The sequence below is a fragment of the Streptomyces sp. NPDC034670 genome (assembly GCF_055574875.1).
In genome coordinates this window covers 1-26669 of record NZ_JBVITR010000040.1, presented here as the reverse complement: position 1 = coordinate 26669, position 26669 = coordinate 1, and the positions used below count along the sequence as shown (strand labels likewise).

Below are 26669 nucleotides of genomic sequence, written 5' to 3'. Positions count from 1 at the left end.
TCCCGTCAGACCTCTTCGACGCTGCTCGGCTCGCGCCGGGACAGGTCGATGCCGAGCTCCTCCGCAGCGCGGAAGACGTCCTCGTCGGTGTCACGCATCTCGATGGACATACCGTCGCTGGACAGCACCTCCACGTTCAGGCACAGGGACTGCATCTCCTTGATGAGCACCTTGAAGGACTCGGGGATGCCGGGCTCGGGGATGTTCTCGCCCTTGACGATGGCCTCGTAGACCTTCACGCGGCCGGTGACGTCGTCGGACTTGATGGTCAGCAGCTCCTGGAGGGCGTAGGCGGCGCCGTACGCCTCGAGTGCCCACACCTCCATCTCGCCGAACCGCTGGCCACCGAACTGGGCCTTACCACCCAGCGGCTGCTGGGTGATCATGGAGTACGGACCGGTCGAGCGGGCGTGCAGCTTGTCGTCGACCAGGTGGTGCAGCTTCAGGATGTACATGTAGCCGACCGAGATCGGGTCCGGGAACGGCTCACCCGAACGGCCGTCGTACAGCCGCGCCTTGCCGGACGGGAGGACCATGCGGTCGCCGTCGCGGTTCGGGATGGTGTGCTCCAGCAGACCGGTGAGCTCGTCCTCGCGGGCGCCGTCGAAGACGGGGGTCGCCACGTTCGTCCGGGGCTCGACCCGGTCGGCGCCGATCGCCTGGAGGCGCTCGGCCCACTCGTCCGCGAGGCCGGAGACGTCCCAGCCCTGGCTGGCGAGCCAGCCGAGGTGGATCTCCAGGACCTGTCCCGGGTTCATCCGGGACGGCACGCCCAGCGGGTTGAGGATGATGTCGACCGGGGTCCCGTCCTCGAGGAACGGCATGTCCTCGATGGGCAGGATCTTGGAGATGACGCCCTTGTTGCCGTGCCGGCCGGCGAGCTTGTCACCGTCGGTGATCTTGCGCTTCTGCGCGACGTAGACGCGCACCAGCTGGTTCACACCGGGGGGAAGCTCGTCGCCCTCCTCGCGGTCGAAGACGCGGACGCCGATGACCTTGCCGGTCTCACCGTGCGGCACCTTCAGCGAGGTGTCACGGACCTCACGGGCCTTCTCGCCGAAGATCGCGCGCAGCAGGCGCTCCTCGGGCGTCAGCTCGGTCTCACCCTTCGGGGTGACCTTGCCGACGAGGATGTCACCGGCGATGACCTCGGCGCCGATGCGGATGATGCCGCGCTCGTCGAGGTCGGCGAGAACCTCCTCGGAGACGTTCGGGATGTCCCGGGTGATCTCCTCGGGGCCGAGCTTGGTGTCACGGGCGTCGACCTCGTGCTCCTCGATGTGGATCGAGGAGAGGACGTCGTCCTGCACGAGGCGCTGCGACAGGATGATCGCGTCCTCGTAGTTGTGACCCTCCCACGGCATGAACGCGACCAGCAGGTTCTTGCCGAGCGCCATCTCGCCGTTCTCGGTGGCCGGGCCGTCGGCCAGGACCTGGCCCTCGACGATCCGGTCGCCCTCGTTGACGATGACCTTCTGGTTGACCGAGGTGCCCTGGTTGGAGCGGGCGAACTTGTGCAGGCGGTACGTGATGTACGTGCCGTCGTCGTTGGCGGTGGTGATGTAGTCCGCGGAGACCTCCTGGACCACACCGGCCTTCTCGGCCTTGACGACGTCGCCGGCGTCGACGGCGGAGCGGTACTCCATGCCGGTGCCGACGAGCGGGGCCTCCGCCTGGATCAGCGGCACGGCCTGGCGCATCATGTTCGCGCCCATGAGGGCGCGGTTGGCGTCGTCGTGCTCGAGGAAGGGGATCATGGCGGTCGCGACCGACACCATCTGGCGCGGCGAGACGTCCATGTAGTCCACGTCCTCGGGGCCGACGTAGTCGACCTCGCCGCCCTTGCGGCGGACCAGCACACGGGCCTCGGCGAACCGCAGGTCGTCGGTGAGCGGCGCGTTGGCCTGCGCGATGACGAAGCGGTCCTCCTCGTCGGCGGTCAGGTAGTCCACCTGGTCGGTGACCTGGCCCTCGAAGACCTTGCGGTACGGGGTCTCGACGAAACCGAACGCGTTGACCCGGCCGTAGGTGGCGAGCGAGCCGATCAGACCGATGTTCGGGCCTTCCGGCGTCTCGATCGGGCACATGCGGCCGTAGTGCGAGGGGTGCACGTCGCGGACCTCGAAGCCGGCCCGCTCACGGGAGAGACCACCCGGGCCGAGCGCGGACAGACGACGCTTGTGCGTCAGCCCGGACAGCGGGTTGTTCTGGTCCATGAACTGGGACAGCTGGCTGGTGCCGAAGAACTCCTTGATGGAGGCGACGACCGGCCGGATGTTGATCAGGGTCTGCGGCGTGATCGCCTCGACGTCCTGGGTGGTCATGCGCTCGCGCACGACGCGCTCCATGCGCGCCAGGCCCGTGCGGACCTGGTTCTGGATGAGCTCGCCGACGCTGCGCAGGCGGCGGTTGCCGAAGTGGTCGATGTCGTCGGTCTCGACGACGACCGTCTCGCCGTTGTCGCCGACCGTCTCGGTCTCGCCCGCGTGCAGCTTCACCAGGTACTTGATCGTCGAGATGATGTCCTCGACGGTCAGGATGCCCGCGTCCAGCGGGGCGTCCGCACCCAGCTTCTTGTTGACCTTGTAGCGGCCGACCTTGGCCAGGTCGTAGCGCTTGGGGTTGAAGTAGAGGTTCTCGAGCAGCGTCTGCGCGGCCTCACGCGTGGGGGGCTCGCCCGGGCGCAGCTTGCGGTAGATGTCGAGCAGCGCGTCGTCCTGGCCCTGGGTGTGGTCCTTCTCCAGGGTGGCGCGCATGGACTCGTACTCGCCGAACTCCTCGAGGATCTGCTCGGTGGTCCAGCCGAGCGCCTTCAGGAGGACGGTGACGGACTGCTTGCGCTTGCGGTCGATGCGGACACCGACCATGTCGCGCTTGTCGATCTCCATCTCCAGCCAGGCACCCCGGGACGGGATGATCTTGGCGGAGAAGATGTCCTTGTCGGACGTCTTGTCGATGCTGGAGTCGAAGTACACGCCCGGCGAACGGACCAGCTGCGACACCACGACACGCTCGGTGCCGTTGATGACGAAGGTGCCCTTGTTCGTCATGAGCGGGAAGTCGCCCATGAAGACGGTCTGGGACTTGATCTCGCCGGTCTCGTTGTTGGTGAACTCGGCGGTGACGAAGAGCGGGGCCGCGTACGTGAAGTCGCGCTCCTTGCACTCGTCGATGGAGTTCTTCGGCGGCTCGAAGCGGTGGTCGCGGAAGGTCAGCGACATCGACCCGGAGAAGTCCTCGATCGGGGAGATCTCCTCGAAGATCTCCTCCAGACCGGACTTGGTGGGGACGTCCTGACCGTTCTCGAGAGCCTGCTCGACGCGAGCCTTCCACGCGTCGTTGCCGAGCAGCCAGTCGAAGCTCTCGGTTTGCAGCGCGAGAAGGTTCGGAACCTCGAGGGGCTCCTTGATCTTTGCAAAGGAGATGCGCAGCGGGGCGGTGCTGGCGCCGTTGTTCGTATTCGCGGTCGAGGCGTTGCGCGAGGCGGCCAAGAGGGGGTCCTTCCGAGGGCTCGGACTCACTACGCGCGTACCGGCCCCCCACCGTGCGCAGAGACGGATATCCCAGGTCGGAGATGATCTAGTCGTCTGTGCTCGAGCGAGGGCATGCCCCTGGTGACGGGCAGGGGACAGCTAACAGGCAGCGCAAAGGGTCAGTGTAGCCACTTGGCACACTGATGTCCAGTGCGGTTTTACGAGACCGGTGTAGGCCCTCGTTGCTCTCAACTCCTGCGACAAGGCGCTGCCCTCAACGCACGGTGATACTGCCCTCTTTGCCGTCGATCCATGCCTCGGATTCGGATCCTTGTGACGACGCGTCCCGAGAATCGCGCGCCGCGTGCGGTTCGTCAAGGCCCCCTTGCCCGAGCCGCCTGCCATCAGGCGGATCCTCGCGGCCCGCGGAGGCACAACGAAGATCACCATACCTCCCGCCGCCCCGGGCGCAAGGCAGCCGCCGCCGGGCCCCGGACGCACCGAGGAGCGACCACCCGGATGGATGATCGCTCCTCGGCGCTTGCGCGTTACACGCCCCAGGGGGACGCGTGAGGATCCTGGCGGACCCGGAAGGTCTTACTTGACCTCGACGGAGGCGCCGGCGCCCTCGAGGGCCTCCTTGGCCTTGTCCGCGGCCTCCTTGTTGACCTTCTCGAGGACCGGCTTCGGGGCACCGTCGACCAGGTCCTTGGCCTCCTTGAGGCCCAGGGAGGTGAGCTCGCGCACGACCTTGATGACCTGGATCTTCTTGTCGCCGGCACCGGTGAGGACGACGTCGAACTCGTCCTTCTCCGGCTCGGCCTCGGCGGCGGCGCCACCGGCGGCACCACCGGCGACGACGACCGGGGCGGCCGCGGCGGCGGTGACGTCGAACTTCTCCTCGAAGGCCTTCACGAACTCGGAGAGCTCGATGAGGGTCATCTCCTCGAACTGGGCCAGCAGCTCGTCCTGGGTGAGCTTCGCCATGATGGCGGTCCTTCCACTAAATCGGCAGGTGCCGGATGTACTGGGTGAGGCGGGCGTACGTCGGGCCCGCTGCGACCCTCGCCGCTAGGCGGCCCGGGTCAGAAAGCGAGCCGAATTACTCGGCACCGCCCTGCTCGTCCTGCTTGGCGCGGAGCGCGTCCACGGTGCGGACGAGCTTCGACGGCAGCGCCTGGAAGACGGAGGCAGCCTGGGACTGCTTCGCCTTGAAGGCACCGGCCAGCTTGGACAGCAGAACCTCGCGGGACTCGAGGTCCGCGAGCTTCTTGAACTCGTCGGCGGAGAGCGCCTTGCCGTCAAGGACACCGCCCTTGATGACGAGATTCGGGTTCTCCTTGGCGAAGTCACGAAGACCCTTCGCCGACTCCACCGGGTCACCGGTGACGAAGGCGACCGCCGTCGGACCAGCGAAGAGCTGGTCGTCCAGCGTGATCCCGGCCTCGTTGGCCGCAATCTTGGTCAGCGTGTTCTTCACCACGGCGTAGTGGGCGTTCTCACCGAGCGAACGGCGCAGCGTCTTGAGCTGCGCCACGGTGAGACCGCGGTACTCGGTCAGCACGGCGGCGTTGGAGCTGCGGAACTTGTCCGTCAGCTCGGCAACCGCGGCAGCCTTGTCGGGCCTCGCCATAGAGCCTCGGCCTCCTTCCGGGTGATTCGGACCGCGCGGACCCGAAGGAGGACTGGGAAATACGAAACGCCCCGGGCGCAGGCGCACGGGGCGAGGCTCGACCGGTCCTCCGCGCGCGCTCGGCGGCGGGTTCCGGGAGCTCTTCCACTGTCACCTGCGCGGGTCGTCCGCAGTTCAGCGGATCCTTCGGCCACCGGGCCCTCTTGCGAGCGCACGGCAACGACCAGCGGTCTTTGGCTTCCGTGGAAGAGTACGGGAACGGATCGGCGTCAGGCAAATCGGCCGGGCGGGGCAGCGGGGACGCCGGGTCTCCCGGCGGCGTCAGGAGCCGGAGCGGCCCCGGAGCCCGCTGCCGGGCCCTGCGGCGTCCCGGCGATGCCGGCGGTGTCCCCGGGCCTCGGCGCCGTGGCCGGGGCGGCCGCTCGCCGGGCCGGCCGCTCCCGCGGCTCTTCGCGCCGAGGACCGTCCCGGCCGGGTGGCCGTCCCCGTCGGCCCGGAGCGGGTGTCGTGCCCCTTCGCGCCCGGCTGCCGGCGCCGGCGGACACCTCCCCGCGCTCCTGCTCGGCCCGCGGGCCGAAGGACCCGCCGGTCCCGGTCGTCGCCCTCGAAGCTCGGCGTGTCCTCGCAGGTGCCGCGTCCGCCGTCCGTTCCGGCGGCCCGCCCCGCGCCCGAGGCCCCCTTCCCGCTCCCGTCGCCACCCCGGCCGCCCGGCGCCCCCTCGAGGACGGCCACGGCCGCCCGGGAGACGCCCACGCGCTTCCGTGCGGCCGTGCCGTGGGCCCCGCCCCCGGCTGCTTCACCGCCGGCACACCGGTGGACCACGCGAACCGCGACGCCCCCCGGGACCGGCGCACGAAAAACCCGTTCCCGCGTCTCGGGAGACGCGGGAACGGGTTCACGTTCACGGACCGGCCGGGCCGGCCCGGCCGGCTCAGACCGCGGCCGGGTCCTCCTCGGCGAGGAGGTTGCGGGTGCGGTTCGGGTCGACCGGGATGCCGGGGCCCATCGTGGTGGTGATGGCGGCCTTCTTGATGTACCGGCCCTTGGCGGCGGACGGCTTCAGCCGGAGGATCTCCTCCAGCGCGGCGCTGTAGTTCTCCACCAGCTTGGTGTCGTCGAACGACGTCTTGCCGATGATGAAGTGCAGGTTCGAGTGCTTGTCGACGCGGAACTCGATCTTGCCGCCCTTGATGTCGTTGACGGCCTTGGTGACGTCCGGGGTCACGGTGCCGGTCTTGGGGTTCGGCATCAGACCACGGGGACCGAGCACGCGGCCGAGGCGGCCGACCTTGCCCATGAGGTCCGGGGTGGCGACGACGGCGTCGAAGTCCAGACGGCCCTTCGACACCTCGTCGATCAGCTCGTCGGCGCCGACGATGTCGGCGCCCGCGGCACGCGCGGCCTCGGCACGGTCACCGGTCGCGAAGACCAGGACCCGGGCGGTCTTGCCGGTGCCGTGCGGGAGGTTCACGGTGCCACGGACCATCTGGTCGGCCTTGCGCGGGTCGACACCCAGGCGGAAGGCGACCTCGACGGTGCCGTCGAACTTGGTCGTGGAGGTCTCCTTGGCCAGGCGGACGGCCTCGAGCGGGGCGTACAGCTTCTCCCGGTCGATCTTGGCGTCCGCAGCGCGGAGAGACTTGCTGCGCTTGCTCACTAAAAGCTCCTGTGGATTGTCGAGGAGTCGTGGTCCGGGCCGAGCAGGCCCTTCCACACTTCTGCGGGGCTTGCGGGTGGTCAGCCCTCGATCGTGACGCCCATGGAACGGGCGGTGCCGGCGATGACCTTCTCGGCGGCGTCCAGGTCGTTGACGTTGAGGTCGGGCATCTTGGTGCTGGCGATCTCGCGGACCTGGTCACGGGTGATCTTCGCGACCTTGGTCTTGTGCGGCTCGCCGGAGCCCTTCTCCACGCCCGCGGCCTTGAGGATCATCTTGGCGGCCGGCGGGGTCTTGGTGACGAAGGTGAAGGAACGGTCCTCGTAGACCGTGATCTCCACCGGGATGACCCAACCGCGCTGCGACTCGGTCGCGGCGTTGTAGGCCTTGCAGAACTCCATGATGTTGACGCCGTGCTGGCCCAGCGCGGGACCGACCGGCGGGGCCGGGTTGGCGGCACCGGCCTGGATCTGGAGCTTGATGAGCCCCGTGACCTTCTTCTTCTTGGGAGGCATGGCTCTCCGGGTCCTTTCATTCGGGTCCTGCCCGCGCCATGGGGACAACCCGGACGCAGGCATACCGCACAACGATAGCGGGTATGCATGTGCGGCCAAAAACCGGGCAGGTCAGGCGCACGCGTGAGCGTTCGCCCGACCTGCCCGGAAGCGTGGGTCCAGAGGAGGAGCCCCGAGGGGTCAGTTCTTCTGGATCTGGTCGAAGGAGAGCTCGACCGGCGTCTCGCGGCCGAAGATCTCCACCAGGCCCTTGACCTTCTTGGAGTCGGGGTTGATCTCGTTGATGGTCGCCTGGAGCGTGGCGAACGGGCCGTCGGTGACGGTGACCGAGTCGCCGACCTCGAAGTCCAGCACCTGGACCTCGACCTTGCGCTGCGGGGCCGGCTTGCCCTCGGCCTCGGCGGCCTCGCGGGCGGCCTTCTCCTCGGCCTCCGGGGCGAGCATCTTGACGATCTCGTCCAGCGTCAGCGGGTACGGGTTGAAGGCGTCGCCGACGAAGCCCGTGACGCCCGGCGTGTGCCGCACCGCGCCCCAGGACTGGTCGGTGAGGTCCATGCGGACCAGGACGTAGCCGGGCAGCTTGTTCTGCCGGACGGTCTTGCGCTCGCCGTTCTTGATCTGGACGATCTCTTCCTCGGGCACCTCGGCCTGGTAGATGAGGTCCTCGACGTTGAGCGAGACGGCGCGCTGCTCCAGGTTGGCCTTCACGCGCTTCTCGTAGCCCGCGTACGTGTGGATGACGTACCACTCGCCGGGCAGCGTCCGCAGTTCCTCGCGGAGCTTCTCGACCGGGTCGCGACCGTCCTCCTCGGACGCTTCCTCGTCCTCGGCGGCGTCCCCGGCCTCGCCGGCCTCGTCCGCGGGGGTGTCGGCAGCCTCTGCCTCCGCGGAGGCCTCGGTGTCCTCGGTGTCCGGGCCCGCGACGGCGTCGAGCGCGTCCTCGGCGGACTCGGCCCCCTCGTCGCGAGGCTCAACGGCGTCGTTCACGTTCGGGTCAGACACGGTGGCTGCTTCTTCCTGGATACATAGGGGTGGAACATGCGAAAGGAGCGCCGGGTACCTCGGCGCTCTTCGCTCCCGGCTCAGCCGAAGACGTACTTGGCGGCGTGACCGAGACCATAGTCGAACAGGGTGACCAGGCCGATCATGATGACGACGAAGATGATCACGGCCGTCGTGTACGACGTCAGCTGGTTGCGGGTCGGCCAGACAACCTTGCGGAGCTCCGCCACGATCTGGCGGTAGAAGAGCGCCAGGCGCTTCAGCGGGCCCTTCTTGGCCCGCTTGCCGCCCTTGCGGTTCTTCCTCTTGGAGTCCGGCGCCTCATCCTGGGCATCAGGCATGTCGATGGAGCCCACGGCGTCCGTCACTCGTCCTCACCTGATTCCGGGTCGTGGCCGTGCCGCGCCCGGTCTGAGCCGCACGGCGGTGCATTGCTGTACGTACATGCGCACACATCCTGGCGAAGGTGTGTGTAGCAGGGCCGGAGGGACTCGAACCCCCAACCGCTGGTTTTGGAGACCAGTGCTCTACCAATTGAGCTACGACCCTTTGTGCGTCCCCAACGTACCGCATCCCGCCGAGTGCTCGGTGTGCACCGGACGAACGCGGGCCGTCGAGGGCCAACGAGGTGAGAGTGTACGTGGTCCTGGCCCGGGCGTCGAACAGAAAGGGGCCGCGGGGAGGCACGCCGCCGGAGGACCGGCGGCGGACCGCCCTGACCAGTGGCCCTCCCGGCGGGTCGATCCGGACGGGTGTTCAGGGGGCTGCCCGATCCCGTTCAGTCGGTGAAACCCCCGTGCCGCCTGGGTTTCCGGTCTGGAACGATGGGTTCATGAGCGCTGCAATCCCTCCCACCGAGCGCCGGGTCTCCACCCGCATCGGCGCGATCTCCGAGTCGGCCACCCTCGCCGTGGACGCCAAGGCCAAGGCCCTCAAGGCCGCCGGGCGGCCGGTGATCGGCTTCGGGGCCGGCGAGCCCGACTTCCCGACGCCGGACTACATCGTCGAAGCCGCGATCGAGGCCTGCAAGAACCCCAAGTTCCACCGCTACACGCCGGCCGGCGGCCTGCCCGAGCTGAAGGCCGCGATCGCCGCGAAGACGCTGCGCGACTCCGGCTACGAGGTGGACCCCGCCCAGATCCTGGTCACCAACGGCGGCAAGCAGGCCATCTACGAGGCCTTCGCCGCGATCCTCGACCCGGGCGACGAGGTCATCGTGCCCGCGCCGTACTGGACGACGTACCCGGAGTCGATCCGGCTGGCCGGCGGTGTCCCGGTCGAGGTCGTCGCCGACGAGACGACCGGCTACCGCGTGAGCGTGGAGCAGCTCGAGGCCGCCCGCACGGAGCGGACGAAGGTGGTCCTGTTCGTCTCCCCCTCCAACCCGACCGGCGCGGTCTACAGCGCCGAGGACGCCGAGGCGATCGGCCGCTGGGCCGTCGAGCACGGGCTGTGGGTGCTGACCGACGAGATCTACGAGCACCTGGTCTACGGCGACGCGACGTTCACCTCGCTGCCCGCGCTCCTGCCCGAGCTGCGCGACAAGTGCATCGTGGTCAACGGGGTGGCGAAGACGTACGCGATGACCGGCTGGCGCGTGGGGTGGCTCATCGGTCCGAAGGACGTGGTCAAGGCCGCGACCAACCTCCAGTCGCACGCCACGTCCAACGTGTCGAACGTCGCCCAGGCGGCGGCGCTGGCCGCGGTCTCCGGCGACCTGGACGCGGTGGCGGCCATGCGGGAGGCCTTCGACCGGCGCCGGAAGACCATCGTGCGGATGCTGAACGAGATCGACGGCGTGCTCTGCCCGGAGCCCGAGGGCGCGTTCTACGCCTACCCGTCGGTGAAGGCGCTGATCGGCAAGGAGATCCGGGGCAGGCGGCCGCAGGACTCGGTCGAGCTGGCTGCGCTCATCCTGGAGGAGGCCGAGGTCGCGGTGGTGCCCGGTGAGGCGTTCGGCACGCCGGGGTACCTGCGGCTGTCGTACGCGCTGGGCGACGAGGACCTGGTCGAGGGCGTGAGCCGGATCCAGAAGCTGCTGGCGGAGGCGCGGGACTGACGTTCCGCTCGTCCGTCCGCGACAGGGGTGCCCGGGGTTCTTCCCGGGCACCCCTGTTCCTATGTGCGAGCAAGACCACGAAAGGGGAAAGCGCTACCGGGGTGGCCGAGGCGTGCGGCAGGATCCAGGAATGGAACGTGTACGTGATGTCTCCGAGCTGCCGAAGGCCCATCTGCACCTGCACTTCACCGGGTCGATGCGGCCCGCCACCCTGCTGGAACTGGCCGACAAGTACGGGGTGCGCCTGCCCGAGGCGCTGACCGACGCGCTGACCGGCGGGGAGCCGCCGAGGCTGCGGGCCACGGACGAGCGGGGCTGGTTCCGCTTCCAGCGGCTGTACGACGCGGCGCGCTCGTGCCTGCGGGAGCCGGAGGACATCCGGCGGCTGGTGCGGGAGGCGGCGGAGGAGGAGGTGCGGGACGGCTCGGGCTGGCTGGAGATCCAGGTGGACCCGACGTCGTACGCGCCCCGGCTGGGCGGGCTGATCCCGGCGCTGGAGATCATCCTGGACGCGGTGGACGCGGCGACGCGGGACACCGGGATCGGGATGCGGGTGCTGGTGGCCGCCAACCGGATGAAGCACCCGCTGGACGCGCGCACGCTGGCCCGGCTGGCGGTGCGGTACGCGGACCGGGGGGTCATCGGGTTCGGGCTGTCCAACGACGAGCGGCGCGGGATGGCCCGTGACTTCGACCGGGCGTTCGCGATCGCGCGCGAGGGCGGTCTGCTGTCGGCGCCGCACGGCGGGGAGCTGGCGGGGCCGGCTTCGGTGCGGGACTGCCTGGACGACCTGGAGGCGGACCGGATCGGGCACGGGGTGCGGGCGGCGGAGGACCCGTGGCTGCTGCAGCGGCTCGCGGACCGGCAGGTGACATGCGAGGTCTGCCCGGCGTCGAACGTGGCGCTGGGGGTCTACGAGAAGCCGGAGGACGTGCCGCTGCGGACGCTGTTCGAGGCGGGCGTGCCGCTGGCGCTGGGCGCGGACGATCCGCTGCTGTTCGGCTCGCGGCTGGCGGCGCAGTACGAGATCGCGCGGCTCCACCACGGCTTCACGGACGCCGAGCTGGCGGAGCTGGCCCGGCAGTCGGTGCGGGGGTCGGCGGCGCCGCAGGACGTGAAGGAGCGGCTGCTGACGGGGGTGGACGAGTGGCTGGCGAAGCCGGCGGGGTGAGCCCGCTCAGAGGCTCACGCCCACCGTCACCGGCTCGTTGACCAGTGTGACGCCGAAGGCCTCGCGCACGCCGGCGACGACCTCGCGGGCGAGCGCCAGCAGGTCCTCGGTGGTCGCCCCGCCGCGGTTGGTGAGGGCGAGGGTGTGCTTGGTGGAGATGCGGGCCGGACCGTCGCCGTAGCCCTTGGTGAAGCCCGCCCGGTCGATCAGCCAGGCCGCGGAGGTCTTGGTGCGGCCCTCCCCCGCCGGGTACGCGGGGGGCTCGGCGTCGGCGCCCAGGCGCTGCCGCACGCGTGCGCGGAAGGCCGCGAACTCCTCGTCGTCGAGGATCGGGTTGGTGAAGAAGGAGCCGGCCGACCAGGTGTCGTGGTCCTCGGGGTCCAGGACCATGCCCTTTCCGGCGCGGAGCTTCAGGACCGTCTCGCGGGCCGCGGACAGGGGGACCCGGTCGCCCGGCTCGACGCCGAGGGCGCGGGCCGTCTCGGCGTAGCGGAGGGGGCCGGAGAGGCCGCCGGCGTCCTCCAGTGCGAAGCGGACGCGCAGGACGACGTAGCGCTCGGGGTCGGCCTTGAAGCGGCTGTGGCGGTAGGAGAAGGCGCACTCCTCGTTGGTGAGGGTGACCGTCTCGCGGGTCCGGCGGTCGTAGGCGACGACCTCGGTGAGGGTGGCGGAGACCTCCTGCCCGTAGGCGCCGACGTTCTGGATGGGGGTCGCCCCCGCCGAGCCGGGGATGCCGGCCAGGCACTCGATGCCGGCCAGTCCCGCCTCCACGGTGCGGGCGACGGCGTCGGTCCACACCTCCCCGGCCGCGAGTTCCAGCCGCGTGCCGTCCAGGGCGAACCCCCGGGTGGCGATGACGAGCGCGGTGCCGTCGAAGCCCTTGTCGCCGATGACCAGGTTCGAGCCGCCGCCGATGATCAGCAGGGGCGTGCCGCTGTCGTCGGCCTCGCGGACGACGGCGATCACCTCGTCGTCGGTCGTCGCGGTGACCAGCCGGGTGGCGGGGCCGCCCAGCCGGAAGGTGGTCAGCGGGGCGAGGGGGGCGTCGTGGAGTTCCTGCACGCGCTCAAGACTAAGGCCCCCGCCGGCTGCGTCCGGCGGGGGCGGTGGGGCCCGTACGCGCGCGTGCGCTCAGGTGAGGCGCCGTGCGACCTCGGACCAGTCGACGGGGAGGTCCTCGCTCCTCGCCGTCCAGCCGGCGAACTTCGCGTCCCGCATCCGCCGGGCGAGGCTCCGGGCGGTCGGCGCGTGCGGGCCGGAGCGGGCGAAGGCGCCGAGGGCCTGCGGGGACTCCCAGGCGGAGAGGGTCCAGAAGGTCCGCCGCAGCGGCTCTGCCCTCAGGGTCGCCCCGTACGCGCCGGGGGCCCTGCTCACCTGCCACCACACTCCGGGCGTCTTGAAGAAGAACCGCAGGGCTCCCCAGAGGGTGCGGGTCTCGAAGCGGGAGGCGAAGACGTGCACCTCGGTGTGGGGCGGCGGGGTGTTCGGGACGGTCCAGGGGAGGGTCGGCACGGGTGGGTTCCTTCCTTCCGGGCGGGCTGACCGGACGTTCGAGGTGCTCAGTGGGCGTTTTCCAGGACCGGCTCGGCCGTGCGGGCGGCCGCCGGCCCACCGCGGCGGACGGGCCGGCGGGCCGGCACGAACAGGACGGCGATTCCCGCGAGGGCGACCGCCGCGGCCCCGACGACCAGGGCCGGCCGCAGGCCGTCGACGAACGCCTGGGCGGACGCGTAGCCGCCCCGGGCGGAGAAGATCGACGCCATGACCGCGACGCCGAGGGCGCCGCCCACCTCGCGCAGGGCGTTGTTGGCGCCGGAGGCGATGCCCTGTTCCTCCGGCCGGACGCTGGACATCACCAGGTTGGCGGCCGGGGCGAAGAACAGGGCCATGCCGACGCCGCCGATGACCAGGGCGGGCAGCTGGACGGCGTAGGAGGCGTCGACGGTCGCCACCTGTGACAGCCAGCCGAGGCCGAGGGCCTGCAGGAAGAGCCCGGTGGCGACGACCGGTCGGCCGCCGATGCGGTCGGAGAGGAGGCCGGCGACCGGGGCGACGAGCATCGGCATGCCGGTCCAGGGCAGCATCCGCAGGCCGGCCTCGGTGGGCGAGTGGCCGAGCACGCCCTGCAGGTACTGGCTGAGCAGGAAGATCGAGCCGAACATGCCGAGGAACATCAGCAGGCTCGCCGCGTTGATGCCGGAGAAGGCCCGGGAGCGGAACAGCCGCATCGGCAGCATGGGGTTCCTGGCACGGCTGCTGTAGCGGACGAAGCCGACGAGCAGGGCCGCCCCGGCGAACAGGCCGGTGAGGACGACGGTGCCGGTCCAGCCGTCGACGGGGCCGCGGACCAGGCCGTAGACGATGCCGAACAGGCCGCCGCTGGCGAGCAGGGTGCCGGGCAGGTCGAGCGGGGCGCCGGCGCCGCGGGACTCGGCGAGGCGCAGGCGCGCGAGCGGGATGAGGACCAGGCCCAGCGGGACGTTCAGCCAGAAGATCCACTGCCAGGAGAAGTGCTCGGTGAGACTGCCGCCGACGAGCGGGCCGCAGGCCACGGCGAGCCCGTTGACGGCGCCCCAGACGCCGTACGCCGCCCCCCGGCGCGCCTCGGGCACGGCGGCCGTCAGCAGGGTGAGGGTGAGGGGCATCATGACCGCGGCCCCGGCGCCCTGGACCGCGCGGGCGGCGATGAGGGAGTCGATCCCGGGCGCCATGGCCGCGGCGGCGGACGCCCCGGTGAAGACGGCGAGACCGGCGACGAAGAGCCGCCGGCGGCCGAAGCGGTCGCCGAGGGCCGCGCCGGACATCAGCAGGACGGCGAAGGTGAGCGTGTAGGCGCTCACGGTCCATTCGAGGTCGTGCAGGGCCCCGCCCAGGTCCTCACGGATGGCGGGCAGGGCGGTGGTGACGACGAGGTTGTCGAGGGCCGCCATGAATCCGGCGACGCTGGTGACGACGAGCGCCCAGGCGGCCGATCCGCGGTCCGTGGTCTGCTGTGACATCGCTCCCCCAGGAGGTGGTCCCTTTGGTTAGTTATTGATGACTAACTTCTCTGTGCAGAAAAAAAGCGGTGCCGCCCGCTCCTTTCCCTCCGTCCGCCTCCGCCCGCCTGCGTCCGTCACCCCCCGGACGGGCGCTCGGGCGGCGCCGCCGCGTGGATCCCCTCCCAGATCCGGTGCTCGGGCGGGAACCCCATGGCTGCCATGCAGTTGATGAGCATGCCGTACGCCATGAAGGTCGTCGTCTCACCGATGTCGGCCCCCAGCGCGAGGTGGACGGTGTCCCACAGCCGCAGCCAGTCGGCGCGCACCGACTCGCCGAACTCGTGGTCGCCCTCCTGCTCCGCGGCCGCGACGGCGAGGTACATCTGCATCTGCATCTGCATCATCTCGGGCCGTTCCGCGATGCTCCTCCGGTAGGCGTCCCCCATGGCCTGCAGGGCCTCCTCGCCCTCCAGACCCTCGGCGGCCTCCGTGAACATGCGGAGGGCGTCCTGCGAGCAGCGTTCCGCCGCCGCCAGGAAGATGGCCCTCTTGCCCGGGAAGAGCCGGAAGAGGTACGGCTGCGAGACACCGACCCGCTTGGCGATCGCCTCGGTCGACGTGCCGTGGTACCCGCCGCGCGCGAACTCGGCGGTCGCCGCGCGGATGACGCTCTCGCGCCTCTCCTCTGCACTCATCCTGGCCACACAACGAAGTTAGTACTCAATCACTAACCGCGTCAAGAGGGTCGGGTCGCGTCCGGGACCCGCGCGGGAGCCGCGCGGGGGCGCCCCCTCGCGAGGAACGCCCCCTGCGCGGCTCTCCGGCTTCGCGTCAGGCCAGTCGTACGACCGCCCGCGACATCCCCAGCACCTTCCGCCCGGCACTGGTCGCCGTGAGGTCCACGCGGACCGTGTTGTCGTCGAGCTTGGCCGCGACCTTGCCGCTGACCTCGATGAGGGCGCCCCGGTCGTCGTTCGGCACGACGACCGGCTTGGTGAAGCGCACCCCGTACTCCACGACCGCGCCCGGGTCCCCGGTCCAGTCGGTCACCACGCGGATCGCCTCGGCCATGGTGAACATGCCGTGCGCGATGACGTCGGGCAGCCCGACCTCCTTGGCGAACTTCTCGTTCCAGTGGATGGGGTTGAAGTCGCCGGAGGCGCCCGCGTACCGGACGAGGGTCGCCCGGGTCACGGGGAACGTCCGCGCGGGCAGCTCGGTGCCGACCTCGACGTCGGCGTAGGAGATCTTCGCCGTCATGGTGTCGCTCACGCCTCCTCGGCCGCGCGGGCCACCAGCTTGGTCCAGGCGGTCACGACGTGCTCGCCGGCCTCGTCGTGCACCTCGCCGCGGATGTCCAGGACGTCGTTGCCGGCCATCGACTTGACCGACTCGATGGTCGAGGTGACCGTGAGCCGGTCGCCGGCCCGCACCGGGCGGACGTAGGCGAACTTCTGGTCGCCGTGCACCACCCGGTTGTAGTCCAGGCCGAGCCGGGGGTCGGCGACGACCCGTCCGGCCGCCTTGAAGGTGATCGCGAACACGAAGGTCGGCGGGGCGATCACATCGGGGTGACCGAGCGCCTTGGCGGCCTCCACGTCCGTGTACGCCGGATTGGCGTCCCCCACCGCCTCGGCGAATTCACGGATCTTCTCCCGGCCCACCTCGTAGGGCTCGGTGGGCGGGTAGGTCCGCCCCACGAAGGACTGGTCGAGCGCCATGCGCGCGGCACCTCCTGTGTACTGGTGTCATGACCCTACGGCGCGGACGAGGGCCGAGGACCGACCGGTGGGGAAACGACACGAGGCCGCCCCCCGACTGCGGGGACGGCCTCGCGCACGAGCCTGATTTATCGCGTTTCGCGGTGCGCGGTGTGCGCGTTGCAACGCGGGCAGTGCTTCTTCATTTCAAGACGATCCGGGTTGTTGCGCCGGTTCTTCTTGGTGATGTAGTTCCGCTCCTTGCACTCCACGCAGGCCAGCGTGATCTTCGGGCGGACGTCGGTGGCAGCCACGTGAGTGCTCCTTGACGAACGGATGGAATGTTTAACGCAAGAAGAGTAGCCGATCGAAGGACCGACCCCGCAATCGGCTACTGTCTGTAGCGGTGACCGGACTTGAACCGGTGACACAGCGATTATGAGCCGCTTGCTCTACCGACTGAGCTACACCGCTGCGATGCGATCGGGTCCCGCCTGACGACGGGTACCTCTCACACCAGAGCCCCAAAACGGAATCGAACCGTTGACCTTCTCCTTACCATGGAGACGCTCTGCCGACTGAGCTATTGGGGCGAGCGATGAAGACATTACACGGTCCTCGGCCGTTCGCCCAAATCCATTTCGGCCCTCCGCCACGCACCGCGTACCCGCCGTTCCCGGCCCTCCCCCGCCCTTCCCGGTCCCTCGCAGCCCTCACCCGGCCTTACCCCTCGGCGCTCCTCCGGCCTTCTCCCGGCACCCCCGCGGCCCTCCTGCCGGTGCGCGCGGTCCGGACCCGGCACGCACCGCACAACGGCGGACCACGCCGGTACGACTATTGCGCTCCTCCCGGCGGGGGACAGACCACCGTCCTAGGCTCGAATCACTCTGCGTGATCTTGTCTCAGCGTGATGTGCGCCCCCTGCGCGCAGTTCGAGCCCCAGGAGCGCGATGCCCGACAGCCGGCCGCAGCCACCGCCCCGCCCGCCCCTCCCGTCACCGTTCCCGGGTCCGGCCGACCCGCCCCCGCTCCTGCTGTGCGGCGCGCGGCTCACCGACGGGCGGACCGTGGACGTACGGCTGGGCGGCGGGCGCATCGAGGCGGTCGGTACGGCCGGCAGCCTGGCGGCGGACGGCGGCCGCGCGTGCGGCGCCCGGGTCGATCTCGCCGGTTACCTGCTCCTGCCGGCCCCGGCCGAGCCGCACGCGCACGCCGACACGGCCCTGTCCGCCGACACCGGCGGCCCCGTCTCGTACGACCCCGAGGACGTCCAGCGCCGGACGGCGGAGGCCGCGCTGCTCCAGCTCGCGCACGGGGCGACGGCGCTGCGGGCCCACGTGCGGGTGGGCGACGTGACCGGGCTCGGCGCGCTGACCGCCGTGCTGGAGGCGCAGCGTTCGCTGCGCGGACTGGCCGACCTGACGGCGGTGGCCATGCCCCGGGTGCTGACCGGGGTGGCCGGGGCGGACGGGCTGGCGATGCTGCGGGACGCGGTCAAGATGGGCGCCTGCGTGGTGGGCGGCTGTCCGGACCTCGACCCCGACCCCACGGGGTACGTGGAGGCGGTCCTGGAGGTCGCCTCCGAGCACGGCTGCCCCGTCGACCTGCACACGGACGCCGCCGACCCCGTCCGCCTGGCCCGGTTCGCGGCGATGGCCGGCGGGCTGCGGCCGGGAGTGGCCCTGGGCCCGTGCGGCGGCCTCGCCCGGTTCCCCGCCGAGGTCGCCGTACGGTCCGCGGACCGGCTCGCGGCGAACGGGGTGACGGTGGTGTGCCTTCCGCAGGGCGGCTGCGGCGTCGACCGCGGGGGCGTGCCTCCGGTGCGGCTGCTGCGCTCGGCGGGTGTGCGGGTGGCCGCCGGGAGCGGCGCCCTGCGGGACGTGTCGAACCCCGTGGGCCGCGGCGACCCGCTGGAGGCGGCGTACCTGCTGGCCTCGCGCCACGGGCTGCCCGTCGAGGACGCCTACGACACGGTGAGCGCGTCCGCGCGGGCCGCCCTGGGACTGCCCGAGGTACGCGTGGAGGCGGGTTTCCCGGCCGAACTGCTGGCCGTGCGCGGCGACCGGCTCCCCGCGGCGCTGTCGCTGGCGTACAGCCGCGTCGTGGTGCACCGGGGACGCGTGGTGGCGCGGACGAGCGCGGTGCGGGAGTACTGCGGTCCGGCGGCGGAGGAACTGGGATTGCCGCGGCAGGGACGGGGCGAGGCCTCCTGAGACGGCCGTTGCCCGCCGGCCGGGGCGGAAGCGCCGGAGTCCGAGGGCGCGTGGGACCGCCGGGGAAGGACCGCGGAGTCCGGGGGCCCGTGGACCGGGGGACACCGCACCGGACCGCCGGGGTCGCGGGGGCCGCGGGACCGCGGGGGCCGCGGGACCGCGGGGGCCGCGGGAGCCGTGCGGCGGATGCGGCCGTCCCGGCGTACGGTCGAAGACATGCGCATTGTCATCGCTGGTGGTCATGGTCAGATCGCGCTGCGCCTGGAGCGGCTGCTCGCGGCGCGCGGGGACGAGGTGGCGGGCATCATCCGCAAGCCCGAACAGGCCGACGATCTGCGGCAGGCGGGCGCCGAGCCGATCGTGCTCGACCTGGAGTCGGCGTCGGTGGAGGAGGTCGCGGAGCGGCTCGCGGGCGCGGACGCGGCGGTGTTCGCCGCGGGAGCGGGCCCGGGCAGCGGGGCGGAACGCAAGGAGACGGTGGACAAGGCGGCGGCGATCCTCTTCGCCGACGCGGCGGTCCGCGCGGGCGTGCGGCGCTTCGTGGTCGTGTCCTCCATGGGCGCGGACCCGGCGCACGAGGGGGACGAGGTCTTCGACGTGTACCTGCGCGCCAAGGGCGAGGCGGACGCGTACGTACGCGGCCTGGACGCGCTGGACTGGACGATCCTGCGCCCCGGCCAGCTCACCGACGACGCCGGGACCGGCCTGGTCCGCCTGGAGGCCCGCACGGGCCGCGGCCCGGTCCCGCGCGACGACGTGGCCGCCGTCCTGGCGGAACTGGTGGACACCCCCGCGACGGCCGGCCTGACCCTGGAGCTGATCAGCGGGCCCGCGCCGGTGTCGGTGGCGGTGAAGTCGGTGGCGGGCAACTGAGCGGGGCTCCGGCAGTCCCGGCGGGCCGGCCGGGACTGCCGGGGGAGGCCTCAGAAGAGGGGCATCTGTCCCGGGAACTCCGGTACCGCGTAGCCGTCCAGCGAGGGCTGCTCCGCACCCGGCAGGGCCCGTCTGCGCGATCCCGGACAGGAGGTCAGTTCTCCGCTCCCCCGCGCGCCGGGCGGGTCGTGGCGCGCGTACCGCCCGGCGACGACGGCGATCTCGCGGCGGCACTCGGGGCAGGCTCTGCGACGGGGCGACATGGAGCCAGTGTGCCCGGGGCCCTGCCCTCGGCCGCGCGGCGACCGCGCACGGAGGACGCACACGAAGAAGCCCCCTCCGTCCCGCGTTTCTGCGGGACGGAGGGGGCTTTCCCCAGTGTGGCGGCGCCAGGATTCGAACCTGGGAAGGCTGAGCCGGCAGATTTACAGTCTGCTCCCTTTGGCCGCTCGGGCACACCGCCGGGGTAGCTGCCCGGAACCGCCTTTTCGGCTGCGCTCCCTGGCAACGACGTAAACAATACCCGATGGACAGGGGTGCTTCGCCACCTGATTGATCTCCGCCCGGACTCCGGGGGGTGACTAGGCTGGTCCGGATGCGGCCCGGGACCGATGCCGGGCTCGGTGGCCGCCCCACGTACGCCGGTGCGCGTCCGGCTCGCAGCCCGACGCGTGCCCCCGATACAAGGAGCCACAGGACATGGCCGACTCCAGTTTCGACATCGTCTCGAAGGTCGAGCGGCAGGAGGTCGACAACGCCCTCAACCAGGCCGCCAAGGAGATCTCGCAGCGCTACGACTTCAAGGGCGTGGGCGCCTCGATCTCGTGGTCCGGGGAGAAGATCCTCATGGAGGCGAACTCCGAGGACCGGGTCAAGGCCGTCCTCGACGTCTTCCAGTCCAAGCTGATCAAGCGCGGTATCTCCCTGAAGGCCCTGGACGCGGGCGAGCCTCAGCTCTCGGGCAAGGAGTACAAGATCTTCGCGTCGATCCAGGAGGGCATCTCCCAGGAGAACGCGAAGAAGGTGGCGAAGATCATCCGGGACGAGGGCCCGAAGGGCGTGAAGGCCCAGGTGCAGGGCGACGAGCTGCGGGTCAGCTCCAAGAGCCGTGACGACCTGCAGGCCGTCATCGCCCTGCTGAAGGGCAAGGACTTCGACTTCGCCCTGCAGTTCGTGAACTACCGGTAGGACCCGCGGGGCCGCGGACCGGTGACGTCCGCGCGCCGCGCGGACACCAGGAGGGCGGGCACCGGGTGCCCGCCCTTCCTCTCCCGCCGGCCGCGGCCGCGGGCGCGGTCAGTCGCGCGAGTGGCCGAACAGGAGGCGGTAGGCGATCAGGAGGACCAGCGAGCCGCCGATCGCGGCGACCCAGGTGGTGCCGTCGTAGAAGTCCTCGGTGACCGGGTGGTCGAGCCAGCGGGCCGAGATCCAGCCCCCGACGAACGCGCCGGCGACACCGATCAGGGTCGTGCCGACGAGCCCTCCCGGGTCGCGGCCCGGCAGCAGGAACTTCGCGATCGCCCCGGCCAGCAGTCCCAGGATGATCCAACTGATGATCGTCATGCTGTGACCCTGCCCTCTCGTACCGCCCCCCGCACGTCCCCGGTGCGGTGATGTCCGCCTCGGCACCGGTCCCGGCACCGATCGTTCACCCCGTCCTGGGGTGGAGGACGCCCGGTGCACGGACGGCGGTTCCACCGCTCGGTAGGGTGCGGCTCGTGACAGCGCCCTCCGGTCCCGGACTCCGCCGCACGCTCGGTGTCGGCGACGCCGTGGTCATCGGTCTCGGCTCGATGGTGGGAGCCGGGGTCTTCGCCGCGCCGGCGCCCGCCGCGCGGGCAGCCGGCTCCGGGCTGCTCCTCGGGCTCGCGGTCGCCGCCGTGGTCGCCTACTGCAACGCCACCTCGTCGGCCCGTCTCGCCGCCCTGTATCCGGCCTCGGGCGGCACGTACGTCTACGGGCGCGAGCGGCTCGGTGAGTTCTGGGGGTACCTCGCGGGCTGGGCGTTCGTGGTCGGGAAGACGGCCTCCTGTGCGGCGATGGCCCTCACCGTGGGCGCGTACGTCTGGCCGGAGCGGGCGCACGCCGTGGCGGTCGCCGCCGTCGTGGCGCTGACCGCGGTGAACTACGGCGGGGTCCGCAAGTCCGCGCGGCTGACGCGGGTGATCGTGGCCGTGGTCCTGGCCGTCCTGGCCTCCGTGGTGGCCGTGTGCCTGGCCTCCGGGGAGGCCGACGCCGGGCGCCTGGGCGTCGAGGCGCCGGACGGGGCCGACGGGGTGCTCCAGGCGGCCGGCCTGCTGTTCTTCGCCTTCGCCGGGTACGCCCGGATCGCGACCCTCGGTGAGGAGGTCCGGGACCCGGCGCGCACCATCCCGCGCGCGATCCCGCTGGCCCTGGGCATCGCGCTGGTCGTGTACGCGGCCGTCGTCGCGGCCGTCCTCTCCGTGCTGGGGGCGCGGGGGCTGGGCGAGGCCACCGCGCCGCTCGCCGACGCGGTGCGGGCCGCCGGGGTCCCCGGACTGGCGCCCGTGGTGCGGGCGGGCGCGGCGGTCGCCGCGCTGGGTTCGCTGCTCGCCCTGATCCTGGGGGTCTCCCGGACCACGCTGGCCATGGCCAGGGACCGGCATCTTCCCGGTGGCCTGGCCGCCGTGCACCCGCGGTTCCGGGTGCCGCACCGGGCGGAGCTGGCCGTGGGCGTGGTGGTCGCCGTGCTGGCCGCCACGGTGGACGTGCGGGACGCGATCGGCTTCTCCTCCTTCGGGGTGCTGACGTACTACGCGGTGGCCAACGCGTCGGCCTGGACGCTCCGTCCGGGACCGGCGGCGCGGGTGGTGCCGGCGCTGGGGCTCACCGGGTGCCTGGTGCTGGCGTTCTCGCTGCCGGGGTCCTCGGTGGTGATGGGCGCGGGCGTGCTGGCGGCGGGTGTGCTGGCCCACGGGGTGCGGCGGCGGTGGGCCCGCCGGTAGCCGGGCCGGGCGCCCGGCGGCCCGCGTCCTGCGGTCCCGCGCCGACGGGCCCGGGCGGGGACGGCCGCCCTCCTGGGCGGAGGGTGCGGGCCCTGTCCGTCACCGGTGTCGGCACCCGCTCGTACTCGGTCACGGGTTCGACATGGGGGCCGTCACCGACCGGCGGGCCGGGCCTGTGGACGACTTGCGGACTGTGGACGACCTGCGGAGCTGTGGACGACGCGCCGGGGCGCGGCGCGTGCCCGCCGGGGCGGCCGGCCCCGGCCCTCACCAGCGGTTCGTGAACGGCTGGTCCGTCCGCACGATCTCGCGGCCCATCGGGAGCAGGGAGACCGGGATCAGCTTGAAGTTCGCGATGCCGAGCGGGATGCCGATGATCGTGACGCACAGGGCGAGGCCGGTGACGACGTGGCCGATCGCCAGCCACCAGCCCGCGAGGATCAGCCACAGCACGTTGCCGACGAAGGAGGCGGCACCCGCGTCGCGGCGCTCGACCGCGGTGTACCCGAAGGGCCACAGGGCGTAGACGCCGATGCGGAAGGCGGCGATGCCGAAGGGGATGCCGATGATCGTGACGCACAGCAGCACGCCCGCGAGCAGGTAGCCGAGGAACAGCCAGAAGCCGCTGAGGACGAGCCATATGACGTTCAGGATGGTCTTCACGGGAGGTGACCTGCCATCTTCTCGAGTCGGGCGATGCGTTCCGCCATCGGCGGGTGCGTGGAGAACATCTTCGAGAGCCCCTGTCCCGGCCGGAAGGGGTTCGCGATCATCATGTGGCTGGCCGTTTCGATGCGGGGCTCGGGAGGCAGCGGGAGCTGCCTGGTCCCCCGTTCCAGCTTGCGCAGGGCGCTCGCGAGGGCGATCGGGTCGCCGGTGAGCTGCGCTCCGGAGGCGTCCGCCTCGTACTCCCGGGAGCGGCTGACGGCCAGCTGGATGAGGGACGCGGCGATCGGACCGAGGAGCATGATCAGCAGCATGCCGAGGAGGCCGGGGCCGTCGTCGTCGTCGGAGCGGCCGACCGGGACCAGCCAGGCGAAGTTGACCAGGAACATGATCACGGAGGCGAGGGCGCCGGCGACCGAGGAGATCAGGATGTCGCGGTTGTAGACGTGGCTGAGCTCGTGGCCGATGACGCCGCGCAGCTCGCGCTCGTCCAGCAGGCGCAGGATGCCCTCGGTGCAGCACACGGCGGCGTTGCGCGGGTTGCGGCCGGTGGCGAAGGCGTTGGGCGCCTCCGTCGGGGAGATGTACAGGCGGGGCATGGGCTGGCGGGCCTGGGTGGAGAGCTCCCGGACCATGCGGTACAGCCCCGGGGCCTCGAATTCGCTCACCGGGCGGGCGCGCATCGCGCGCAGGGCCAGCTTGTCGCTGTTCCAGTAGGCGTACGCGTTGGTGCCGAGGGCGACCAGGACGGCGACGACGAGCCCCGTGCGGCCGAAGAAGCTGCCGACGAGGACGATGAGTGCGGACAGTCCCCCGAGGAGGACCGCGGTCCTGAGCCCGTTGTGCCGGCGGTGCACGGTACGCCCTCCAAATCGTGCGGCAGGGGAACCCTTGCTTGCTGATCTTCCTTCTGACCTGCGCTGCCACTGACGCCGCGGTGTCACGTCCCGTGGCCCCTCCCGTACCGGTCAACGCCGGACGGGAGGCGCCAGTTCCCTTGTGCGTGCGGTGGCACGTGTCAGCCGTCCGGGCGACGGCGGCCCCGGGCGGCACGCGTGCGCGGGGATCCGGGTGCCCGCGCACGCGCGCCGGATGCGCCCCGGCTCTCAGAACAGTCCGGTGCCGGTGAGGCGGAGGACCAGCTGCGGGGCTCCCGACAGGGCGATGCCCAGGACGCCGGTCAGGGCGATCGCGGCGGTGAGGGGGGCGGGGAGGCGGTGCTTCACCGGTGCGCCCTCGGGGGCGCGGAACAGCAGGGCCGTCCACTGGAGGTAGTAGACCAGCGCGATGACGACGTTGACGGCCATGACGACGGCGAGCCAGCCGAGTCCGGCGTCGACGGCCGCGGAGAAGACGGTGACCTTGGCGAAGAGGCCGATGACGCCCGGCGGGAGCCCGGCGAGGCAGAGCAGGAAGAAGCCGAGGAGGAGCGCGGTGAGGGGGCTGGAGGCGTACAGGCCGCGGTAGTCGGCGACGCGGTTGAGGCGGTGGGCGCGGCCCACGAGGGCGGCCACCGCGAACGCGCCGAGGTTCACGGCGCCGTACATGAGCGCGTAGGCGAGGGTGGAGCCGATCGCCTTCTCGGCGTCGTCGGAGTACGCGGCGGCGGCGATCGGGACGAGGAGGTAGCCGGCCTGGCCGACGGAGGACCAGGCGAGCAGGCGCACCGCGCTGTACGCGCGCCCGGCCTGCTGCCTGAGGGCGCCGGCGTTGCCGACGGTCATGGTGAGGGCGGCCAGCACGGCGAGCGCGGGACCCCAGACGTCGGCGTACGACGGGAGGGCGACGACCGTGACGAGGACCAGGCCGGAGAAGCCGACCGCCTTGCCGATGACGGACAGGTAGGCGGCGATCGGCAGGGGGGCGCCCACGTAGGTCTCGGGCACCCAGAAGTGGAAGGGGACGGCGGCCGTCTTGAAGGCGAAGCCGACGAGGGTGAGGACGACCCCGGTCTGGGCGAGGGTGTGGAGCTGCCCGTCGACGTCCTGGATGCGCTCGGCGACCCGGGTGAGGTGGAGGGTGCCGGTGGCGGCGTAGACGAAGCTGATGCCCAGCAGGCTGACCGCGGTGGCGGTGACCGAGGACAGGAAGAACTTCAGGGCCGCCTCGGAGGACCTGCGGTCGCCCCGGCGCAGGCCGACCAGGGCGAAGGCGGGCAGGGAGGCGACCTCCAGGGCGACGGCGAGGGTCGCGAGGTCGCGGGAGGCGGGCAGGAGGGCCGCGCCGGCCGTGGAGGAGAGGAACAGGAACCAGTACTCCCCCTCGGGCAGCCGCTTGCCGGCGTCCTTCAGCGCGGTGACGGACAGCAGGGCGGCCAGGAGGGCGCCGCCGAGCACCAGGAACTGGACGACGAGGGTGAAGCGGTCGGCGGTGTAGCTGCACACACCGGTGTCGCCGACCAGGCAGAAGGTGCTGCGGCCGGTGCCGAGCAGGGGCAGCAGCATGAGCGCGGCGGCGGCGAGTCCGGCCACCGAGACCCAGCCGAGCAGGGGTGTGCGGCGCTCACTGACGAACAGGTCGGCGACGAGGACGACGAGTCCGACGGCCGCCGCGATGGCGGGCGGCGCGATGGCCAGCCAGTCGACGGACTGGACGAGGGAGCTCATCGGGTGCCTCCTGCGAGGAGCTGCTGCACGGCCGGGTCGGTGAGCCCGAGGAGGGTCCTGGGCCACAGGCCGGCGACGACGGTGAGGACGACGAGCGGGACCCAGGCCGCGAACTCGTGGCCGCGCACGTCGGTGAGTGCCGGGGCTTCCTCCGGTGCGGCGCCCATGCAGACCCGGCGGACCACGACCAGCAGGTAGGCGGCGGTCAGCAGGGTGCCGAAGGCGCCGATCGCCATGAAGGTGAGGAAGGCGGGACGGCTGAGGCCCTCGGCGGGGTCGAAGGCGCCGAACAGCGCGAGCATCTCGCCCCAGAACCCGGCCAGGCCGGGCAGGCCCAGGGAGGCGACCGCGCCGAAGGCGAGCAGTCCGCCGAGGCGGGGGGCCCGGCCGTAGAGGGCGGCGCCGGTCCGTTCCGCGAGGGTGTCGAGGTCGGTGCTGCCGGTGCGCTCCTTCAGGGCTCCGACCAGGAAGAACAGCAGGCCGGTGATGAGGCCGTGGGCGATGTTGGCGAACAGGGCGCCGTTGACGCCGGTCGGGGTCATGGTCGCGACGCCGAGGAGGACGAAGCCCATGTGGCCGACGGAGGAGTAGGCGATGAGGCGCTTGAGGTCGCCCTTCGCGCCCCGCCGGGCGAGGGCCAGGCAGGCGAGGGATCCGTAGACGATGCCGACGACGGCGAAGGCGGCGAGGTAGGGAGCGAAGGTGCGCAAGCCCTCCGGGGCGGCGGGGAGCAGGATGCGGACGAACCCGTAGGTGCCCATCTTCAGCAGGACGCCGGCCAGCAGCACCGAGCCGACGGTCGGCGCGGCGGTGTGGGCGTCGGGCAGCCAGCTGTGCAGCGGCCACATCGGGGTCTTGACCGCGAGCCCGAGCCCGATCGCCAGAACGGCGACGACCTGCACGGACACGGTGAGTGACCGGCCGTTGTCAGTGGCGAGTGCCACCATGTCGAACGTGCCCGCCTCGATTCCGATCAGGAGCAGGCCGAGCAGCATGACCACGGAGCCGAGCAGGGTGTAGAGGATGAACTTCCAGGCGGCCCGGGCCCGGCCCGGGCCGCCCCAGCGGGCGATGAGGAAGTACATCGGGACGAGGACCGTCTCGAAGGCGAGGAAGAACAGGACCAGGTCGAGGACGGCGAAGGTCGCGAGGGT

The 26669-nt window shown here is 71.7% G+C and carries 26 protein-coding genes and 4 tRNA genes; 6 read left to right on the top strand and 24 right to left on the bottom strand.

What is annotated here, in order from left to right; genetic code table 11:
* Positions 1-5 precede the first annotated feature (5 nt).
* From rpoB to ACZ56B_RS23710, 8 genes are all read right to left on the bottom strand, one after another.
* Positions 6-3491 (bottom strand): DNA-directed RNA polymerase subunit beta, encoded by a 3486-nt coding sequence (gene rpoB, locus ACZ56B_RS23745; protein WP_468794052.1) that lies wholly within the window; start codon positions 3489-3491, stop codon positions 6-8.
* Positions 3492-4070: 579 nt separating this feature from the next.
* Positions 4071-4460, bottom strand: a complete 390-nt coding sequence (gene rplL, locus ACZ56B_RS23740; RefSeq protein WP_354761998.1) for a 50S ribosomal protein L7/L12 — start codon at positions 4458-4460, stop codon at positions 4071-4073.
* Positions 4461-4575: 115 nt separating this feature from the next.
* Complete coding sequence (gene rplJ / locus ACZ56B_RS23735) at positions 4576-5106, bottom strand: 50S ribosomal protein L10 (protein WP_468794049.1); 531 nt, start codon at positions 5104-5106, stop codon at positions 4576-4578.
* Between the two features lie 931 nt (positions 5107-6037).
* Positions 6038-6763 carry a 50S ribosomal protein L1 gene (gene rplA, locus ACZ56B_RS23730; RefSeq protein ID WP_468794047.1) on the bottom strand — a complete coding sequence of 242 codons (726 nt, stop codon included), beginning with the start codon at positions 6761-6763 and terminating at the stop codon, positions 6038-6040.
* A gap of 80 nt (positions 6764-6843) precedes the next feature.
* Positions 6844-7278, bottom strand: a complete 435-nt coding sequence (gene rplK, locus ACZ56B_RS23725; RefSeq protein ID WP_468794044.1) for a 50S ribosomal protein L11 — start codon at positions 7276-7278, stop codon at positions 6844-6846.
* 180 nt (positions 7279-7458) lie between these two features.
* A complete protein-coding gene (gene nusG, locus ACZ56B_RS23720; protein WP_468794041.1) occupies positions 7459-8280 on the bottom strand; it encodes a transcription termination/antitermination protein NusG in 822 nt (273 codons plus the stop codon).
* 80 nt (positions 8281-8360) lie between these two features.
* Positions 8361-8648 carry a preprotein translocase subunit SecE gene (secE, locus tag ACZ56B_RS23715; protein WP_468794039.1) on the bottom strand — a complete coding sequence of 96 codons (288 nt, stop codon included), beginning with the start codon at positions 8646-8648 and terminating at the stop codon, positions 8361-8363.
* 108 nt (positions 8649-8756) lie between these two features.
* Positions 8757-8829: transfer RNA gene (locus ACZ56B_RS23710), tRNA-Trp, on the bottom strand.
* Between the two features lie 283 nt (positions 8830-9112).
* Between ACZ56B_RS23710 and ACZ56B_RS23705 the strand changes: the two genes are divergently transcribed.
* Both ACZ56B_RS23705 and ACZ56B_RS23700 read left to right on the top strand, forming a co-directional pair.
* Positions 9113-10339 carry a pyridoxal phosphate-dependent aminotransferase gene (locus ACZ56B_RS23705; protein ID WP_468794036.1) on the top strand — a complete coding sequence of 409 codons (1227 nt, stop codon included), beginning with the start codon at positions 9113-9115 and terminating at the stop codon, positions 10337-10339.
* Between the two features lie 130 nt (positions 10340-10469).
* A complete protein-coding gene (locus ACZ56B_RS23700; protein ID WP_468794033.1) occupies positions 10470-11510 on the top strand; it encodes an adenosine deaminase in 1041 nt (346 codons plus the stop codon).
* A gap of 6 nt (positions 11511-11516) precedes the next feature.
* Here ACZ56B_RS23700 and ACZ56B_RS23695 read toward each other — a convergent pair whose 3' ends face one another.
* The 9 genes from ACZ56B_RS23695 to ACZ56B_RS23655 form a co-directional block, all read right to left on the bottom strand.
* On the bottom strand, positions 11517-12572 hold the full coding sequence (locus tag ACZ56B_RS23695) for a UDP-N-acetylmuramate dehydrogenase (RefSeq protein ID WP_468794030.1): 1056 nt from the start codon (positions 12570-12572) through the stop codon (positions 11517-11519).
* 69 nt (positions 12573-12641) lie between these two features.
* Positions 12642-13022, bottom strand: a complete 381-nt coding sequence (locus tag ACZ56B_RS23690) for a DUF3291 domain-containing protein (protein ID WP_468794027.1) — start codon at positions 13020-13022, stop codon at positions 12642-12644.
* A 47-nt stretch (positions 13023-13069) separates the two neighbouring features.
* On the bottom strand, positions 13070-14509 hold the full coding sequence (locus ACZ56B_RS23685; protein ID WP_468794024.1) for a DHA2 family efflux MFS transporter permease subunit: 1440 nt from the start codon (positions 14507-14509) through the stop codon (positions 13070-13072).
* A gap of 116 nt (positions 14510-14625) precedes the next feature.
* Positions 14626-15195, bottom strand: coding sequence for a TetR/AcrR family transcriptional regulator (locus ACZ56B_RS23680; protein WP_468794021.1), 570 nt, complete (start codon positions 15193-15195; stop codon positions 14626-14628).
* 127 nt (positions 15196-15322) lie between these two features.
* Positions 15323-15751 (bottom strand): MaoC family dehydratase, encoded by a 429-nt coding sequence (locus ACZ56B_RS23675; protein WP_468794134.1) that lies wholly within the window; start codon positions 15749-15751, stop codon positions 15323-15325.
* A gap of 8 nt (positions 15752-15759) precedes the next feature.
* Positions 15760-16212 carry an FAS1-like dehydratase domain-containing protein gene (locus tag ACZ56B_RS23670; RefSeq protein WP_468794017.1) on the bottom strand — a complete coding sequence of 151 codons (453 nt, stop codon included), beginning with the start codon at positions 16210-16212 and terminating at the stop codon, positions 15760-15762.
* A 128-nt stretch (positions 16213-16340) separates the two neighbouring features.
* Entirely contained in the window at positions 16341-16505 is a 165-nt protein-coding gene (gene rpmG, locus ACZ56B_RS23665; protein ID WP_003948671.1) for a 50S ribosomal protein L33, read from the bottom strand.
* Between the two features lie 87 nt (positions 16506-16592).
* Positions 16593-16665, bottom strand: a tRNA-Met gene (locus ACZ56B_RS23660).
* Between the two features lie 46 nt (positions 16666-16711).
* Positions 16712-16784: transfer RNA gene (locus ACZ56B_RS23655), tRNA-Thr, on the bottom strand.
* A 357-nt stretch (positions 16785-17141) separates the two neighbouring features.
* Here ACZ56B_RS23655 and ACZ56B_RS23650 point away from each other — a divergent pair.
* Positions 17142-18404 (top strand): amidohydrolase family protein, encoded by a 1263-nt coding sequence (locus ACZ56B_RS23650; protein ID WP_468794015.1) that lies wholly within the window; start codon positions 17142-17144, stop codon positions 18402-18404.
* Positions 18405-18620: 216 nt separating this feature from the next.
* A complete protein-coding gene (locus tag ACZ56B_RS23645; protein WP_468794012.1) occupies positions 18621-19277 on the top strand; it encodes an NAD(P)H-binding protein in 657 nt (218 codons plus the stop codon).
* Between the two features lie 50 nt (positions 19278-19327).
* Here ACZ56B_RS23645 and ACZ56B_RS23640 read toward each other — a convergent pair whose 3' ends face one another.
* Together ACZ56B_RS23640 and ACZ56B_RS23635 are read right to left on the bottom strand one after the other, a co-directional pair.
* On the bottom strand, positions 19328-19540 hold the full coding sequence (locus tag ACZ56B_RS23640; RefSeq protein ID WP_468794008.1) for a hypothetical protein: 213 nt from the start codon (positions 19538-19540) through the stop codon (positions 19328-19330).
* A 118-nt stretch (positions 19541-19658) separates the two neighbouring features.
* A tRNA-Tyr gene (locus ACZ56B_RS23635) sits at positions 19659-19740 on the bottom strand.
* 236 nt (positions 19741-19976) lie between these two features.
* Here ACZ56B_RS23635 and ACZ56B_RS23630 point away from each other — a divergent pair.
* A complete protein-coding gene (locus ACZ56B_RS23630; RefSeq protein WP_067282299.1) occupies positions 19977-20465 on the top strand; it encodes a YajQ family cyclic di-GMP-binding protein in 489 nt (162 codons plus the stop codon).
* Between the two features lie 108 nt (positions 20466-20573).
* On the opposite strand, the gene ACZ56B_RS23625 is transcribed toward ACZ56B_RS23630, so the two are convergent.
* Entirely contained in the window at positions 20574-20840 is a 267-nt protein-coding gene (locus tag ACZ56B_RS23625; protein ID WP_468794005.1) for a GlsB/YeaQ/YmgE family stress response membrane protein, read from the bottom strand.
* Positions 20841-20995: 155 nt separating this feature from the next.
* Between ACZ56B_RS23625 and ACZ56B_RS23620 the strand changes: the two genes are divergently transcribed.
* A complete protein-coding gene (locus tag ACZ56B_RS23620) occupies positions 20996-22243 on the top strand; it encodes an APC family permease (RefSeq protein WP_468794002.1) in 1248 nt (415 codons plus the stop codon).
* Positions 22244-22510: 267 nt separating this feature from the next.
* Here the strand turns inward: ACZ56B_RS23620 and ACZ56B_RS23615 are convergent, their stop codons facing one another.
* The 4 genes from ACZ56B_RS23615 to ACZ56B_RS23600 all read right to left on the bottom strand — a co-directional run.
* Positions 22511-22906, bottom strand: coding sequence for a YccF domain-containing protein (locus tag ACZ56B_RS23615; RefSeq protein ID WP_468793999.1), 396 nt, complete (start codon positions 22904-22906; stop codon positions 22511-22513).
* Entirely contained in the window at positions 22903-23766 is an 864-nt protein-coding gene (gene htpX, locus ACZ56B_RS23610) for a zinc metalloprotease HtpX (protein WP_468793995.1), read from the bottom strand. Before htpX ends, ACZ56B_RS23615 begins: the two co-directional genes overlap by 4 nt.
* 249 nt (positions 23767-24015) lie before the next feature.
* Complete coding sequence (locus ACZ56B_RS23605; protein WP_468793992.1) at positions 24016-25515, bottom strand: NADH-quinone oxidoreductase subunit N; 1500 nt, start codon at positions 25513-25515, stop codon at positions 24016-24018.
* On the bottom strand, positions 25512-26669 hold a 1158-nt coding region (locus ACZ56B_RS23600; RefSeq protein WP_468793989.1), incomplete at its 5' end, for a complex I subunit 4 family protein. The genes ACZ56B_RS23605 and ACZ56B_RS23600, both read right to left, overlap by 4 nt.

Excerpts from the sequence above, each read along its gene's own strand:
- ACZ56B_RS23650 (WP_468794015.1), top strand. The coding sequence starts at position 17,142 with ATGCCCGACAGCCGGCCGCAGCCACCGCCCCGCCCGCCCCTCCCGTCA.
- ACZ56B_RS23685 (WP_468794024.1), bottom strand. The coding sequence starts at position 14,509 with ATGTCACAGCAGACCACGGACCGCGGATCGGCCGCCTGGGCGCTCGTC.
- ACZ56B_RS23640 (WP_468794008.1), bottom strand. The coding sequence starts at position 19,540 with ATGTCGCCCCGTCGCAGAGCCTGCCCCGAGTGCCGCCGCGAGATCGCC.
- rplJ (WP_468794049.1), bottom strand. The coding sequence starts at position 5,106 with ATGGCGAGGCCCGACAAGGCTGCCGCGGTTGCCGAGCTGACGGACAAG.
- ACZ56B_RS23605 (WP_468793992.1), bottom strand. The coding sequence starts at position 25,515 with ATGAGCTCCCTCGTCCAGTCCGTCGACTGGCTGGCCATCGCGCCGCCC.
- ACZ56B_RS23630 (WP_067282299.1), top strand. The coding sequence starts at position 19,977 with ATGGCCGACTCCAGTTTCGACATCGTCTCGAAGGTCGAGCGGCAGGAG.
- ACZ56B_RS23670 (WP_468794017.1), bottom strand. The coding sequence starts at position 16,212 with ATGGCGCTCGACCAGTCCTTCGTGGGGCGGACCTACCCGCCCACCGAG.
- ACZ56B_RS23625 (WP_468794005.1), bottom strand. The coding sequence starts at position 20,840 with ATGACGATCATCAGTTGGATCATCCTGGGACTGCTGGCCGGGGCGATC.
- rplL (WP_354761998.1), bottom strand. The coding sequence starts at position 4,460 with ATGGCGAAGCTCACCCAGGACGAGCTGCTGGCCCAGTTCGAGGAGATG.
- rplK (WP_468794044.1), bottom strand. The coding sequence starts at position 7,278 with ATGCCTCCCAAGAAGAAGAAGGTCACGGGGCTCATCAAGCTCCAGATC.
- ACZ56B_RS23700 (WP_468794033.1), top strand. The coding sequence starts at position 10,470 with ATGGAACGTGTACGTGATGTCTCCGAGCTGCCGAAGGCCCATCTGCAC.
- ACZ56B_RS23645 (WP_468794012.1), top strand. The coding sequence starts at position 18,621 with ATGCGCATTGTCATCGCTGGTGGTCATGGTCAGATCGCGCTGCGCCTG.
- ACZ56B_RS23705 (WP_468794036.1), top strand. The coding sequence starts at position 9,113 with ATGAGCGCTGCAATCCCTCCCACCGAGCGCCGGGTCTCCACCCGCATC.
- ACZ56B_RS23675 (WP_468794134.1), bottom strand. The coding sequence starts at position 15,751 with ATGACGGCGAAGATCTCCTACGCCGACGTCGAGGTCGGCACCGAGCTG.